Annotated in this window: 10 protein-coding genes; 6 read left to right on the top strand and 4 right to left on the bottom strand. The window is 57.3% G+C overall.

Features of this window, described 5'->3' with window-relative positions:
- Positions 1-102: 102 nt before the first annotated feature.
- From IP81_RS07395 to IP81_RS07380, 5 genes are all read left to right on the top strand, one after another.
- On the top strand, positions 103-1,029 hold the full coding sequence (locus IP81_RS07395; protein WP_197274563.1) for a hypothetical protein: 927 nt from the start codon (positions 103-105) through the stop codon (positions 1,027-1,029).
- A gap of 206 nt (positions 1,030-1,235) precedes the next feature.
- Positions 1,236-2,006: a hypothetical protein gene (locus IP81_RS07390; protein WP_054107347.1), complete on the top strand. Its 771-nt coding sequence runs from the start codon at positions 1,236-1,238 to the stop codon at positions 2,004-2,006.
- Positions 2,003-2,824 carry a hypothetical protein gene (locus IP81_RS07385; protein WP_054107346.1) on the top strand — a complete coding sequence of 274 codons (822 nt, stop codon included), beginning with the start codon at positions 2,003-2,005 and terminating at the stop codon, positions 2,822-2,824. The genes IP81_RS07390 and IP81_RS07385 overlap by 4 nt, the downstream gene beginning before the upstream one ends.
- 559 nt (positions 2,825-3,383) lie before the next feature.
- Entirely contained in the window at positions 3,384-3,560 is a 177-nt protein-coding gene (locus IP81_RS20115; protein WP_157573117.1) for a hypothetical protein, read from the top strand.
- 52 nt (positions 3,561-3,612) lie between these two features.
- Positions 3,613-4,620 carry an alpha/beta hydrolase gene (locus IP81_RS07380; protein ID WP_157573147.1) on the top strand — a complete coding sequence of 336 codons (1,008 nt, stop codon included), beginning with the start codon at positions 3,613-3,615 and terminating at the stop codon, positions 4,618-4,620.
- Positions 4,621-4,707: 87 nt separating this feature from the next.
- On the opposite strand, the gene IP81_RS07375 is transcribed toward IP81_RS07380, so the two are convergent.
- The 3 genes from IP81_RS07375 to IP81_RS07365 form a co-directional block, all read right to left on the bottom strand.
- A complete protein-coding gene (locus IP81_RS07375; RefSeq protein ID WP_054107345.1) occupies positions 4,708-8,073 on the bottom strand; it encodes a glycosyl hydrolase in 3,366 nt (1,121 codons plus the stop codon).
- 25 nt (positions 8,074-8,098) lie between these two features.
- A complete protein-coding gene (locus IP81_RS07370) occupies positions 8,099-10,222 on the bottom strand; it encodes a PKD domain-containing protein (RefSeq protein WP_231626263.1) in 2,124 nt (707 codons plus the stop codon).
- Positions 10,223-10,293: 71 nt separating this feature from the next.
- Positions 10,294-13,125: a TonB-dependent receptor domain-containing protein gene (locus tag IP81_RS07365; protein WP_082356035.1), complete on the bottom strand. Its 2,832-nt coding sequence runs from the start codon at positions 13,123-13,125 to the stop codon at positions 10,294-10,296.
- 292 nt (positions 13,126-13,417) lie between these two features.
- Between IP81_RS07365 and IP81_RS07360 the strand changes: the two genes are divergently transcribed.
- Entirely contained in the window at positions 13,418-14,545 is a 1,128-nt protein-coding gene (locus IP81_RS07360) for an ROK family protein (RefSeq protein WP_197274562.1), read from the top strand.
- Here IP81_RS07360 and IP81_RS07355 read toward each other — a convergent pair.
- Positions 14,542-14,880 carry a hypothetical protein gene (locus IP81_RS07355; RefSeq protein WP_054107342.1) on the bottom strand — a complete coding sequence of 113 codons (339 nt, stop codon included), beginning with the start codon at positions 14,878-14,880 and terminating at the stop codon, positions 14,542-14,544. The genes IP81_RS07360 and IP81_RS07355 overlap by 4 nt on opposite strands.
- Positions 14,881-14,974: the final 94 nt, after the last annotated feature.

The raw sequence follows: 14,974 nt of genomic DNA, 5'->3' as shown, positions 1-14,974 counted from the left end.
GCGCGATCGCAACCGGTCTGATCGATCGAACAATCCAATACCACCACACCCCTGCAAAAGCCGCCCATCGAGGCGGCTTTTTGCGTTTCAAAGGAAATGAAAATGCCAAATGCCAATACCCGTGATGCCACCGGCTTCGATGCCCGTGCCTGTGACAATATCAGTGACAACGCCAGTGCGCTGCCGTTCGACCTGCACGATGCAGAAACACTGCATCTGGCGCTGCAGCAGCAGCTTCACTCGTTTGTTTCGGCCAAGCAGCCTGACAAGACCTACATTGTGGCCGATTGCGAGTTCCGCTGGAACAACACGGCGTCGGACGGATACCGCGCTGCTGAAGGTGCCAGCGCGCCCAAAAGGATCCGCTGGCCCTTTGACACCATTGCCGCTGCCAGCTGGACGGTGATGCGGTTCAAGGCCAATGAGACCGTAGAAATCGAGCAGCCGGTCGTGATGTCGGCTCAGGGGGCTGACGACACGGCTACCGAGCGCCAGATGGTCGAGGCGTTCTTTGCAGCGCTGGCAGCAGAGCCTAATGCCGTGCTGATATCTTATGGCGGAGAAACCCGGGACTTTGCCGTCCTTCGCCGATGTGCGGCCACCTATGATCTGCAAATGCCGCCGCAATTGCGCGAAAGCCGCCTCTATCATCCGGCCAAGCTCGATCTGTGCATGGCGATGTCGGTTGGTGCAGAGTGCGTGCACCTGCCGGAACTTGCAGCAGCGCTGTCGATCCCGGCCAAGCCCAGCCCAAGCAGAAGCATTGGCAGGATGATCGAGCAGGGCAAATGGCCTGCCGTGCGCGAGCAGGTGCTGGCCGATGTTCTGACGACCAGCGTTCTGGCTATCTATCATCTGGCCTCGCATGGCGTGCTTACATGCAACCGTGCCGATGCGGTGCTGGCGCTTGCCACAGCTGCCAAACTGGCTGCACCCCAAGACAGCTTTGTCACCAAAACTTTCGTGCCCTGGGCAAACGGCGTGAAAGTCCGCTCACGCCTGCGCGGGGTTATCGATGTTGCGGCCTGATGACGGACAGGAGCGGTTCGAACCAGTCTTCCATGAAATCCGTCCTTCCGGCGGAGCCAAAGCCAAGGAGAAGTCCATGACCTGAATTGATGCGGGCAGAACCGCACGGCACCAAGCTGCACCCCAATCCAAACCGTTACAATCAACCCAAAGGCCGTCGGCGCATCCAGCGTCGGCGGCCTTCTTTGCATAGAAGGAATACCATTATGGCGAAAAAGCCATCCACTCCCGAAACCCGCGCCCTTGCGGCCCGTAACAAGCGCCGCCAGGAGGAGGCCGATCTCGAACGCCGTAAGGCGCTTGCTGCGCGTCAGCCACTTTTGCCCATTGCCGGAACCAGCATCGTGCCCGAAGCCCGTTACCGAGACGTGACCCGCTACGTCGCGGGCCAAGGCCTATGGATAGTCGAATCCGAAAAGGTCGCATGGACCGATCCTGAGACCGGCTATCCCTGCATCATTTTGCGCCAGCAGACCGGAGAACTGGGCGGTTATGTCGGCGTTGCACCCGATCATGCCCTTGCCGGATGGTCTGCGGATGCCTTGCCCGGGAGTATCAACGACGGGCTCCACCAGCCGGTGACGTATGCCGCCGTCTGTCAGCACGTACAGCCAGAGCGGGCCAGCATATGCCACGTTACTGTTGCGGAGGCGGCGCCGTCTCGAGCGATGCACGAAGGCAAGGGGCACGGGGCCCACTCATCCGGACGCGCCGGGGCGAGGCAGGGCGAGGATCTTGCCTGGTGGTTCGGCACCATCATGAATGGCCCGGAAGATTACGTCCCCCGTCACCGTGGCGGCTCGATCCTGTATGAGCGGGGGCAAATCTATCGCGGGGAGCACTTTGTCTACCTTGAGGTGACCGAACTTGCCCGCAAGCTCAAGGTTATCAACGATTCGGCCCGGGCAAACACCGGCAACACGTCCTGCACGGAACCCGGCGTCCTACCTGCCTTCAAGCCGGAGGACCGCACATGAGCAAGAACGGCAAGGGTATTCCCTACGAACAGCAGCGCAATCCAAAGCTCCCATGGGGTTATTGGATAACCATCGACACATACGGCGATCCTGATCTTCCGCTGATCGACGATAATGGCGTGCGCTGGAGATCACTGCGTTCGGCGCTGTGGAAAGAGCGCCTCAGCATGGGCTATTTCGATATATTCGTGTTCAACGAACAGTTGGAATTTTTGCTCGCCGTCCTCGTAGCTATTGATCGCACGCTTTCAACGCACAGCGAGGCGGTCAATGATTTGTTCGGTGGCGACTGGCATCGGGGGGTGCATTACAGCCTATGGCTTGAAGGCCATGGCCTGATTGACACCGGCAACGTCGTGCCGCGAGCCAAGCTCACGCCGGAGGGCCGCGCCATCATGGCCATGCTAATGGCCACACGAGATCCGGAGTTGATGGCAAAGCCCATCGGCCTTGGCAGCCTTGCCACTTATGCCGCCATCCGGCCAGAACCGGACCGGGCAGCTATGGAACAGGCCATCGCCCGGGCCGAGGCATCGCTGCCACCCATGCCAATCGCCTTTGCCCGGCACACCGTCGACAACGCGCCTGCCATCGTGCTGATCGGGCCTGCAAGGTCACGAATTGCGATAAGCGAGACAATCTGGGCGCTGCAGTTCGACAGCGAGCATGTGCGTGATCTGTTCTACCGCTGGCTGCTGAGCAGGGCAGACCGTTGGGAGCACTGGTCAAATATTGTCCAGCGACAAGGCGCGCAGGCTCTCACGCGGCACTTCCTGTCGCTGCGAATTGCAGAGGATGCAGAGAGGACAGGAAACTAAGGCCGCCCATAGTGTCATGCCATGGCTTTGCGAGACCCGGCGGTAAAGTTCCGGACTTAGCCTAGGCGTGACACAGTGGTCCTTGTCCATTCATGCGCTAACGAGAAAACTCGGAAAGCGTTTCTGAATTTCTTGTCTTGGCGCATGTATAGGTAGGGCCAGATATCGGCTGTCAATGGAGTGCCCAAGCGGTAGCGGGCGCTAACGGCCGACGAGGTTCGTTCCGATTTGCGGCAGCTAAATGTCGTGAATAACTGTATGTCTTACAGGGCTTTAGCTTCAGAGTTACCGCTCAAAGGGAGAGATAACGGCTAAGCACTTAGATTTCTAAGGTTCCCGTGCTTGGCGGCAAAAGCCAGCATCTCGCGCACCAAATCGCTATTAGCCCCTTGCTCGATCAGCTCGACAAGGGCCGATTGTATCATCGGTAATCGTCATCTTCTCTAGGTTCGAGTTCGCATCTGAACCCGAACCCTACTAGAAGATCGACGGCGGCCACCCAATCAGGGAAACCTTCTTACACCACCCCGTGGGACACGACCCGCCCTAAGGCAGGCCCATGGCCCTTGACTTTGCGGGCTTTTGTCCATTCAGTCTGCTTATTGCACCCAAAGAAAGCCAGACCCATGTGGCGGCATTCGGGGGGGGTAAAGTTGGCGCTACGACGGATGATTCTAAAAATGCCAAAGCAGAAATTTGTTTCGTCTATCGATCGCGCTTCTTTGCACATCCCTGATGTGATTGTGGCAAATGGCTTATCGCGTCGCCAGTTTGCGAAGCAGTTCGGCATGGCAACCGTGGGCCTTGCTTTCTCAGCACCACTGGGTGCGGCAGTGCCGTTCGATGTGATGCCCTTTGTGCATCCCGAACTGCGCCCCATGTTGCCTCGCCTTTTGCCGATGTCGAAAGCGGTGCCCACCGCCGCCAACCTTGTGCGTATGCGCGAGGGTGCTCGCGCATACGCGTCGCCAGTGCTGGCTGCTCCGGCTTGGACAGAGAAGAGCATTCCGGGCTATGGCGGCGCCCCTGATGTTCGGGTGTTTATCGTCAACGCCAAGGATGATGGGTCTTTGCGGTCGTGCATCCTTCATACCCATGGCGGCGGCTTCATTATCGGCGATGCCAAATCCGGTCTCCGCCAACTTCAGGAGATAGCAGCCGCTCTCGATTGCCTTATCGTAAGCGTTGACTACCGGCTTGCACCTGAGACCCGCTTTGCCGGTTCACTTGAAGACAATTACGCTGGCCTGAAATGGTTGTACCAGAATGCTCATCAGATGGGCGGCAACAGTGACCGGATCGCGGTTCTGGGCGACAGTGCCGGTGGCGGTCATGCAGCCATCTTGGCAATTGCAGCAAGAGACCGGGGAGAGATACCACTGGCCTATCAGGCGCTGATCTATCCTATGCTGGATGACCGGACGGGCAGCACCCGGCCTAAACCTCCCATGATGGGCGCAGTTATATGGACCGAAGCGCACAACCGCTTTGGCTGGTCGTCATTTCTCGGTGTGGCTGCCGGCTCACGACGGGTGCCTGCTGGTGCTGTGCCTGCACGGACTGAAGATCTCAAGGGCCTCCCCCCTGCTTTCATCGGCGTTGGTTCTATCGACTTGTTCGCCGATGAAGATATCGATTACGCCAAGCGTCTGATCGACAGCGGTGTGGCGGCAGAACTGCATGTCGTGCCTGGCGCATTCCACGGCTTTGACAACATCCCCGGAACAACGATCGGCCCGAAATTCCGTGAAACCCTGATTGCGGCACTTAAACAGGGCCTCGCGCTTCCTTCGTAAGCTTCAACTTGATTTCCTTGTTTCAAGGTGTCCGCCCACTTGGCGAAAGCTACAGCATCGCTGTAGGTTATGTGGGCGACCGGATAATCATTGGATTGTTTTGGTTTGCAGTGTCACCGGCCCGATTAGTCCCGATGGCAGCAACTTGGCATCGGCGCGGTAGGTTAGCATGGATGTAAACGTGATTTTCTGCGCGCCCGGTTGAGCATCGCCGATCAGTCTGTTTACCCAAAGATTGGCTACCTTGATCGACAAGGTGTTACGACCTCTATGCAGAAACGGGCCGACATCCACCCGGAACGGTGCGTGCCATGCGCCACCGGCGGCCTTGCCGTTGACGATCACTTCTGCAAGTTCACGAACCTCGCCAAGATCGAGCCACAATGATTGCCCCTTTTTCCATTGGCGTGGCGGGGTGAATTCCTTGGCGTAAGTGGCGATGCCGGAAAAGTGCTTGATCGCGCTATCGGCATGTTCGTTAAGCGGGAGCAACTGCGGCAACAGGACAGAAGCGGGCGCACCGCGATCAGGTTGAAAGCTGACTGTCCACGCACCATCCAATAGTTGTACCGAAGTAAACGACCGCACAGGTAGGTTAACCGCTTGGGACGTCGCATCCTTGCGGAATACGATGTGCACCGATTGATCCTTGGCCAGGGAAAGCGGCACAACCGTCTGACCATCGGCAATCCGGTAGCTGACAGGTTCTGAGGCCCCGGTATCTGCGTGCCACAACTCCGGCACTTTGCCCGTCACCCTGAAATGCGCCTCGACAGCTTCCGGCCTGTTTGCGCGATTGACGACGAAGTAGCTATGGCCGTCAGGCAATTGACGATGGACGAAGGGCAGTTTGCTGTCGCTCTGTCCGCCTTTGAAATGAACATCAGGTGCAACCGCGATTTGGCGAAGCGCCGTATCGATATCCTGACTGGCAATGACACGGCCCTTGCCAACTTGGGTAACCGCGCCTCCTGCCCACAGACTTTGCACCAATCCGCGATACTCATCAGCGGCATCTGCAAGTGACGGGCTGCCGGTCGGCGCAAGGCCAATAATGGTTGCACCCTTTTCAGCAAGCTCTGCAATCCGCTGCACCATTTTCAGCGTCATCCGATGTGATGAACCGCCAAGATAAAGCACGCGATAACGCGCGCCACCGGGCGCGACAAGATCACTGCCATCGTTCGTCACGATGTTCATCAACGCATCGGCATTGATGAAATCGAAGGCATGGGCGGTTGGTGCATCGGCAACCGGCATTTTACCGTAAAGGCCGGTGAGGGGGGCTTCCTCGCCATAGAAGTAGGCAACATCGGCAACATTGCGGCCCTGCTGCAACATGAACGCGTTGCGGGCCATATAATCGACCCACGGCTTGGCCATTTCGGCCCAACTTTCATGGCGGTTGAAATACTGGCCAAAAAAGAAGAACGACAGCCCCGGAAACTTGGCATCGAGCGGCTGATGCACCGAGGTATGGATTATCGGCAGGTTGATCCCGTAAGCAAATTCCAGATCGATGACAGGACGCAAGTGTGCCGGAGAATAGGCATAGGGCTGCATTGCCGATGTCAGCGATTCGGCAGCGGCGATGTTCTGGCCATAGACATGGGCGACAGAAGAAGCGCCTTTGAGGTCTGCCAGATAAGTCGTGCGTGGCCCCTCTTCCGGTCCATATGACCACATTGCGGCCATGGGGACATCGGCGTACCGACGCATCGCCATGTCATCGCCCAACGATGGCCGGTGATCTTCCAGCGCTTCGCCATAGACTTTCAGCCCACTGGCACCGGCTATGCTTGCGATCGTTCCGTAATGTTCGGTCACCATCAGGTCTGCCAGCGTGCGGCGGTAATCGTAGAGAAAGCGGTCGCTTTGCGCGCGTGATCCGATCACGATGCCAGCCAGAGCAGGAAGCCAGGGTCTCGCATCATAGCCGCGCAATCTTTCGAATTGCTCCAGCATACGCGGCGTCCAGTTTGCCGCGCCCACCTCGATGCTGTCGGTCAGGATCGCGCGCAAGCCGCGTTTGCCAAACAGATCGGGCGTTGCGGCCTCACGATACAGGGCAAGATAGTGATCGAGATAGCGCCGCACCGCAGCACCATCGAATTTGTCCACCTCAAGCCCGGTCGCTTCCTTGGGTGCAGGGTGGTTGGTGGTGCCGAGCAAAGAGGTGCCCAGCCGCAAGACTTGCCATTTTCCCGCAGATGGCAACCAATCAAGCCGCCCGTCTGCCTGGAGTTTCGCAGTAAGGTCGATCACGTTTTGAGGATTGGCTCCCACGGCATCCGCCACGCGGTTGCCAAGCGCGTAATAATCCGTGGCAATGCCAAAACCTGATTTGAATTCGAAATGGTCAATCTTCGGCAAATTGCTTAACCGTAGATCATGAATGCGCCGCGCCCTTGGCCGGTTTACCAGTGGAGCCTTGGCCGGGCCGCCTGCCATAGTTCCGGGTGCGGGCGTCCAGCGCGGCGCTTCGGGTGGCAAGGGCACGAGCACCACCCGAAAATGCTTAGCGGTTACAGGGGCAAAGCTGATCGTAGTCGGCACGGGCGATAGCGTGAATTCGGCAATCTTGCGCCAGGTCCGGCCATCGTCGCTGGCCTCAAGCTGCGGCGCAATGTCGGCGCTGCCGTAAATTGTTTTCGCGCCGGGAATGAACAAGCTGGCCGACTGGACACTTTGCAGCGCGGCAAATTCGAACGCGGCTGTGACCGGTGCGCCGTCAATGCCTGCGGGTAGCGAAAGCCCGGTTTCGAGATCATCATCCAGCAGTGTCGCAGGATCAATTTCAACGCCGAGCGCATTTCTGACCGTTGCCTTGGCCATGGCTGTTTCTGCTACGGGGACGGCAAGAACGGCAATGTCGCGGTAATAGGGATTTTCAACGGCGATCTTGCCAACGGAATCGCGATTGATGGCGGTCTGGAAAGGACCAATCACAACCGGCGGCGCGGGAAGCACGCTGACAAATCGCTTGCCGCCGTCAATTGCCGTGGTGCTCCAGACGATCTTCTTCAAGCCATCTTCGGGCTTTACCCAAGGGCCGCCTGTTTCCGAAAACCCCGGGGATGAAGCCACGGCCAATTCAAGGCCTAGCCGATCCGCTTCGCTCACGGCAAATCGGAAAGCGCTTTTCCATTCAGGCGACATGTAGACCAGTCGCTTGTCGACGATTTGCGGGGTTGAAAGATCTGCGTCAAAATTCTGGACGCCGCCAATCCCGATCCGCTTCATCCACGCGAGATCCTTGGCGATCCCGTCTTTGCTGATGTTGCCGTTCATCCAGTGCCACCAGACGCGCGGGCGCGCTGATTGCGGCGGATCGCGAAACGCCTCGGCCAATGAATCGATCTTGTCCAGTGGGTCGGCACCGGCAAGGCTCGGGCTGGCCGCCGCAATCGCCAAAATGGCGGCGCCGTAACGCAGAATGTTCCGGCAACTCATTTTGGTATCTCCCTAGTCGACGACTTTATTGGACGACCACCCTGACACGCGCAAGATTGGGGATGCGCGCATACGGCGTCTTGCTGTCGCCCTGTCTTTGGGATTGGGCTCTCACAGCTACGAAATAAGTGCCCGGCTTTGAGAAAGTGAAGGTTTTCTTGAGCTTTGCACGACTTACGGGTTTGGCGATGCGCGACGAGACGGGGAAGGTAGCGGTTCCATCGAAATCCCATTGGGCTGCAACAACTTTGCCTGTTCCCGAAGGAACCTGGACAAGAGCATTGAAGGAGACCTTCTGCCCGACCTTCACCACAGCGCGCTTGCTGCCATTCGCGCTCAGCATCACAACAGGCTGGATTCCGCCGCGCTCATCGGCAGAAGCAGGAACGATTACCTGCCCGTTGTTTACGGAATAGCTGGTGGTTGCAGGCGGTGCGATGCCCTTTTCCACCCATGCGCTGACATCGCGCAGGGCTTGCTGCAAGACGGCGGTATAGTCGATCACGCGGTTTGGCGCTTCTTTGTATTCCGAAGCACCATGCAGGGCATTTTCCACGTACCAGAGCCGATAGTGGTTTGCCCCGTCCTTGCCCAGGTTTTCATCGAACCGCTGCCGGTACCAATCGGCCTGCCAAGGGAAAGCCTCACGGTCGAGCAACGATTCCACGACGATGACCTTGCCGCTGAATTTTCCGGTCGGCACAGTCCCTGCAGCACCCATCGCAAACATTGGCCCAAGGTTGATCTTGCGCTGCGGATAGATCGGCTGGCCCTGCGGATCGCGGAACTGGTCCCACACTTTGTATCTTGCGTCTGGCACCTGATGACGGTGATAGGTCTGGGCGGCAAGAAAGTTGCTGTTGTCGAGGCGGACCTGATCACCGGGCTTCACCAGCGCCAGCGTTGCAAGATCGACCACGCCAAGCGTGACGATACTTCCGCTCAATCCGCTGACCGCCAGGCGTTTTCCTGCTGCCGCGCCTGACAGGATGACGAGATCGCCACCCATGAAGCCCACATCGGGGGGCGTCCCATCCAGCTCGAAAGCAACCGGGCGCACCGTGCCGTCGTTGACCACGGCCTGCCATGCAGAATCTGCGGCTCCGCGTGCCGTGCCTGCCATGCGCGCACCTTCGACGCCGCGTGCCTCGGCATCTACCGCAGAAAGCGCAAGTTTGACTGTGCTGGAAAACTGCAGGCGCGCTGCTTTGAGCGAAGACGTAGGGTTTGCGCCAAGATAGCCCGGCGTCGTCCAGAATTCTTCGAAATACTTGGGGTCGGCCATTGTCATGCCCTGGTACAGAGCGGTGAAGGCGTGGACTCCCATAGTTTTATGACTGAACCAGCTTTTCAAGGGAAAGCCCATCGCGGTGACTTCGCGCAAGGCGTCGGCCTCTTCGTCATCAAGTCCGGCATAAGGATCGCCGCTGCCGCCTGCATCCATTGCATCGACAATCTGCGGGAATTTGTCGCGCAGCACGCGCATGGCGTGCATCCGCACGGTAAAGACGTTGGGTGCAGCCATGGGAGAGCCGAGCACGAACGGCACTGCTCCATCCCAGACGCCCGTGGTGTTTTCCATGCTGCCCAGCGTGCGGTATCCGCCGCCGCTGCCGCCATAGATATAACCGTAAGAGCGGTGCGGGCCGTAAAACTCTGCCGCTACCTTGCGGGAAAATTGCGCCGTTGCTGCGTTTGCGCGATAGGCTGCGATACGCGGGTCGGCACGAAAGGCAGGCCCTGCCATTGCGCTTGATCCGCCACTGTTGGTCTCGACAAAATAGGCCCCCGAGGCGATCGAAAAGGCAATTTTGTCATCGCCTGCCGTCTGGGCCAGGTTCTCGCTGTCCGGAACTGGCGTTACATATTCGAAAAAGCGACCCTGATATTGCGCTTTTTCAGGGAAATAGAATGAAAATCGCGCGTCTGTGCCTTTGAAGCCGCCATGGACGTAACGATGCCTGACCGGCGTCTCACGCAATTCGTCGATGTCGATATAGGGTTCGCTGAACAGCGGATCGGCCAGTGTTGCAGCAGGTTGTTCAGCAGAAACAGCGGTTGGGGCCTGATCCGCCAGCACGGAATGAGAGGTCATCATTCCGACCGTCAGGGTTGCCACTGTGCAGAAACCCCGAACAGTCGGAATCATGAAATACACTCCATTGGCGTTTGCCCTGTAACGTTCATGCCGAAGCCGGAAGTTACAGGGCAAACTTCGTATTAGAACTTCTTGGAAAGCCCGATCGAGGTGAAGCGGCCCAGCGTTGCACCGTTGGCAGTGCCACGACGGCCCAGAACCTGATCGCCACCACGGAACTCTGGTGGATCGGTATCAAACACGTTCTGGACGTTGACTGTAAAGACCAGATCCTGTGCCAAACCTTCGCCCGGAACATCGAACTTGAAGAACAGGTCGAACGTGTTGAAATCGCTTACTGCAGACTGCGTGGTGAAAGTCTGGCCGGACAAAGTGGTCCCGGCAAACCCGGCGAGGGTCGAGAGATTATAACCCTTGCGGTGGTTCCACGTGATCTGACCTTGCAGAGCGCCAACTTCCGCACCCAGTGTCGACCGCAGCGAGAAGCGGTTTTGATCGAGGCTGATTTGATCGATGAACGCTGATGTCGCGGTGTTGCTCCGGTCAAGATTGAGCGTGTAGGTGCCGTTCGCGTTTGCGAAGATAGCGCCAAACCCGGTTTCCTTGCGGTAGTTCAGGCGGAAATCAAGGCCATCAACCTGAACACGGCCTAGGTTGCGCTTGCGCGCATCAAGGAAAGCATAGACCGAGCCCGGGCTTGGGTTGGCTGAACCGCCTTGAATGTTCAAGACATCAGCGTTGGCAATTGCGTTGGCTACAATCGCGTTAACCGCAGAAGTAGGGCCTGTTGTAATCAAGTTCGGAAAGTTTTGGTACAACAGGTTCGGCGTTTCGAACGGAGCCAAGCCAATCTGGTTGTTATAGCGGATGTTATAGTATGTTCCGCCAAAGCTCAGGCCTGGAATGAACGGTGGCTCCACATCGAAGCCGAGCGTCCATGTCGTTGCCTCTTGCGGCTGGATGTTTGGCGCGTTGCCGCGCTCTGCCACAATAAACCGACCGTCATATGCTGGATACCGCCCGCTTGCTACCAGTTCGGGTGGTGGGCTGAAGAACTGCGCTGCCGCACCACCAAGCACGAATACCGAGCTTGGGCCTGCATTTTCGTCATCGGCCAAGCTTGGTGCGTTGAACGACGTGCCCCATGCGCCGAAGATCGACATCCAAGGAACCGGCTTGAACGTGGCGCCAAAGCGAGGGTTGAAGGTGTCGCCGACATCGCTGTAATCGTCATACCGGCCGGCAGCCGAAACGGTCAGGCTTGTGCCGCCGTCCGTCTTCAACAATGGAGCGACAACTTCGCCAAACACCGATCTGATAGTCCGGCTCACGTTGAAGCGCGGGATCGCGTTATGCGCAGGAATGATAGCCGTGCCAGCAAAGCCGGTATTCTGGAAGCCCGGTACAGTCACGCCGTTCTGCGTGTTGAAGCCTTCGTATGCGTTTTCAAGACCTACAGCGATCTTCACTTCGCCAGCAGGCAAGCTGAACAAACCACCATCAATGATCGCGCGTTCGTTATGAAAGGTCTGGCGTGTGCGGCCAAACTGCTGGAAGTTGGTGATTGCCGCAAGCACATCTGGCGATGCCGAAGACGGATCATAGGGGTTGAACAATCCGCCCGTGACGCCGAACGGAGGTGCAAATGACCCTCGGCCAGTTTGAATTGCGTTTATCAAGGCTAGAGGGTTCACTGCCGTGCCACGGAAGTTTGCTACGCTCTGCCCGTAGCTGCCAAGAAGACGCAACTGGAAGCCGGCGCCAAGATCGGCGGTAAGCGTAGGGGTGATGCCCCAAGTGTCCAGCGAAATGTCGGTGCGCAACGCGTCGCTTGCGCCAAACTGGCCGCTGACAAACTGTGCGAACGGTAACCGGCCGGTGAAAAAAGGACCGATAGCAAATGGCGAAACTGCGCCGGGAACTGCAGGATTTGCCAAAGGTGTGGTCAACTGGTTGTAAGTAAACGGACCGTTCTGAACGCGCGTTTGGCGGTTCGTGTAATAGCCGCGAACTTCAAACGTCAGTGCGTCATTCAATTGCTGGGTCAGGCCGACAAAGGCGCTGTGGCGTTCGGATGACGGGAAAATCGTTGCGTTGTCGCTCAGATCGCACTCATTCGCGCTGCCTCTGGTAAAGCCGTTAGAAGTGTAGATGCGCGATGCAAGTGTGCCGCGAGGGTCAGCACTCAAAACATTGCCGGGCGCACATTCAAGCGACAAAAGGCCCGTGGCAGGATCCGGAAAAGTCCGGACGAAATCACGGTCACGGCCAAGCAATTCATCGCTTTTGGCATAGTTGTATGACGCGAAGAGCGAACCGCTGTCCCAATCCTTACCTGCGGTGATGCTGCCGTCATAACGGTAGTAGTTGTCAGCAAAGCCATACGAGGCATCAACCTTCACGCCATCAAAACGCTTGATGGTGATGAAGTTGAGAACACCCGCAACTGCGTCCGAACCATAGATGGCCGAACCACCGTCCGGGATAATTTCGATGCGGTCGATGATGCCTGGGAGGATCACGTCAGGATCAGGTGACGTCGATGCGTTACCCATGCCGACGAGACGGTGGCCATCCATCAGCACCAGCGTGGTTGAACCGCCCGACGTGTTGAAACCGGGAAGGTTGCGCAGGTTGGGGCGATTGACCGAAACTTCCTGGCTGTTTCCGCGCGGTTGCTGCAAGTTGTTGAACGTACCTAGCTGCGGAATGGAGTCGAGAACTTGCGCAACGTTGGTCGCGCCGGTTTCCTTGATCGATGCCTGGGAAACAGAGATCGGGCTTGCGCCGGTTGCTGCAATACCGCGAACCAGTGTTCCGGTGACGACGATGTCTTCGTTGGTGATTTCGGTTTTATCGTTGTCGGCTGCTTTTGTTGCCGATTGAGCCGAGGCTGCCGTTGAGATCGCCAACGCGCTCGTTACAGCCAATAGTGATGTTATGCGGAACTTCATCTTTTCCCTCCCTAGAATTCTTTTCACATTTCAGCCGCATTCGCGCAAAAAAATCCTGATCGTCAAGTTTTTTCAGTTACTGACGAAATGGTAACTTCAGGAAGTGACGAAATTCAGTGCTCGTTTTGCATAAGTATCGTGGTAGCGATGCAGAATGCGAATTAACGACTATGAAGCCAACCGGCTCCGCCTGCTGAAAGCCATCCGCAGAACCGAACCTGTCGCGCGCACCCAACTCGTGCAAATGACCGGCCTTGCGGCTGGTACAATCAGCGAAACGACGGCAGAGCTTGTGCAAAACCTGATCCTGATTGAAGAAAAGGCTATGACTGCCGGTTCGGGAAGGCCGCGTATCCATTTGCGGCTGAACCCGGACGCTGCATATGTGGTCGGCGCCATGCTGCTGCCTTTTGCCGGTCTCGATGTGTGCATCGTGAATCTGCGGGGTGACAGGTTGTATTCGCAAAAGGTCGAACTGACACGGGCTGACAGTTTGCCGGACCTTGCCGAACATCTGGCGAGATTGATTGAACAGGTCATCGTCGAAAGCCCTTTCGCCAAAGACACCATCCACAGTGTAGGTCTCGGACTGCCGGCGCTTGTCAATAGTGCCAAAGGGACCTTGCACTGGATGCAGACCTATCCGATTCAGCCGTTCGCGATGGCAGAAGTTATGTCCCGATATCTCTCCCTGCCGGTCAAGATCGATTCCGGCGCCAACATCATCGCGCGCGCCGAACATTGGTTCGGGGACAGCCTGGAGATGGACGACTTTTGTCTGATGGTATTGGGTTGGGGGACAAGTCTTGCGCAATATGCCGATGGGATGTTGTGGAGTGGATCGAGCGGCCTGAACCCGGAGTTTGCCCATACCAAGGTGGTATTTGAAAATGGTCGGCTTTGCACATGCGGCGCAACCGGATGCCTCGTTGCCTATTCCGGTATCCACGGGATCGTCTCACAGGTCTGCGAAGCGCGCGGGATCGATGTGCCGGATTTTGCCCATCTCAATGCAATGTTTGATGAAATCGCCCAGGATGCCCGAAAAGCCGAGCCGGTTGCGAGCAAGGCTTTTGCGCGGGCAGGGCAGTTCCTCGGCACGGCGATGTCAAATCATGTAAATTTCTGGAACCCCAAAAGGATCATATTTCTTTGCGATAACGAAAGTCTGGCAGGGCTCTTGGCGTTGCCGGTCCGCGCTGCGTTGCAACAGAATTCACTGCCGACCTTTAGCGGCCAAGCTACGATCGAATTCAGGGTTATCAGCGAAGAGCAGTATTCCAAAGGCGCCGCAGCATTGGTGCTTGAGCAGCTCTACCGCGTCCCAAAGACCAAGGAAGCAGCGCGAATCAGCGATCTAGCCGCACAGGAGCTATCGCGAACTGCTCGCGTTGCCTTGGCAAAACTTATACAACTCTAGCCTTTGGCAGCCTTCGCAAATTCAGCCCGAATGTCCACCAGCGCTTGATCCGTAATCTTATCTGGCACGAATTGCTGAATCGCTTTGAGCGTCATCGTCCGCGCCATCTCGATTTGCGGATTGTCGGTAAAGCCGGGCAAGTGCTTGTCGAGGATTGCCTTGGCAGCCGGGTCGTCCAATAGGGTGCCGATATCGGTATCTTCCACACTAAATGGAGCCGGGGCGGGAGCAATTGGCGTGGTGCCCGAGGGCGCAGCAGGCGAAGACTGCGCCGATGCCACTTGTGGGATGTTGGCGGCCATCAGCAGCATTCCAAGCAGAAAATTGTTTTTCATAATGAACCTCTCTCGGTGGGCAAAGCGCAACGGCCTTTGCTAGGAACCAGCATTTCGCAGATTGTTTGTGGCATCGGTCAGTTTGCAACACGTT

Origin of the sequence: Novosphingobium sp. AAP83, from assembly GCF_001295795.1 — a bacterium.
Classification (GTDB): domain Bacteria; phylum Pseudomonadota; class Alphaproteobacteria; order Sphingomonadales; family Sphingomonadaceae; genus Novosphingobium.
The sequence above is the reverse complement of the archived record's forward strand: the minus strand, read 5'-3'. Positions and strand labels throughout refer to the sequence as shown.

Bases quoted from the DNA above. Each gene is read 5' to 3' on its own strand.
- IP81_RS07395 (WP_197274563.1), top strand. From the start codon at position 103: ATGCCAAATGCCAATACCCGTGATGCCACCGGCTTCGATGCCCGTGCC.
- IP81_RS07390 (WP_054107347.1), top strand. From the start codon at position 1,236: ATGGCGAAAAAGCCATCCACTCCCGAAACCCGCGCCCTTGCGGCCCGT.
- IP81_RS07385 (WP_054107346.1), top strand. From the start codon at position 2,003: ATGAGCAAGAACGGCAAGGGTATTCCCTACGAACAGCAGCGCAATCCA.
- IP81_RS20115 (WP_157573117.1), top strand. From the start codon at position 3,384: ATGGCCCTTGACTTTGCGGGCTTTTGTCCATTCAGTCTGCTTATTGCA.
- IP81_RS07380 (WP_157573147.1), top strand. From the start codon at position 3,613: ATGGCAACCGTGGGCCTTGCTTTCTCAGCACCACTGGGTGCGGCAGTG.
- IP81_RS07375 (WP_054107345.1), bottom strand. From the start codon at position 8,073: ATGAGTTGCCGGAACATTCTGCGTTACGGCGCCGCCATTTTGGCGATT.
- IP81_RS07370 (WP_231626263.1), bottom strand. From the start codon at position 10,222: ATGATTCCGACTGTTCGGGGTTTCTGCACAGTGGCAACCCTGACGGTC.
- IP81_RS07365 (WP_082356035.1), bottom strand. From the start codon at position 13,125: ATGAAGTTCCGCATAACATCACTATTGGCTGTAACGAGCGCGTTGGCG.
- IP81_RS07355 (WP_054107342.1), bottom strand. From the start codon at position 14,880: ATGAAAAACAATTTTCTGCTTGGAATGCTGCTGATGGCCGCCAACATC.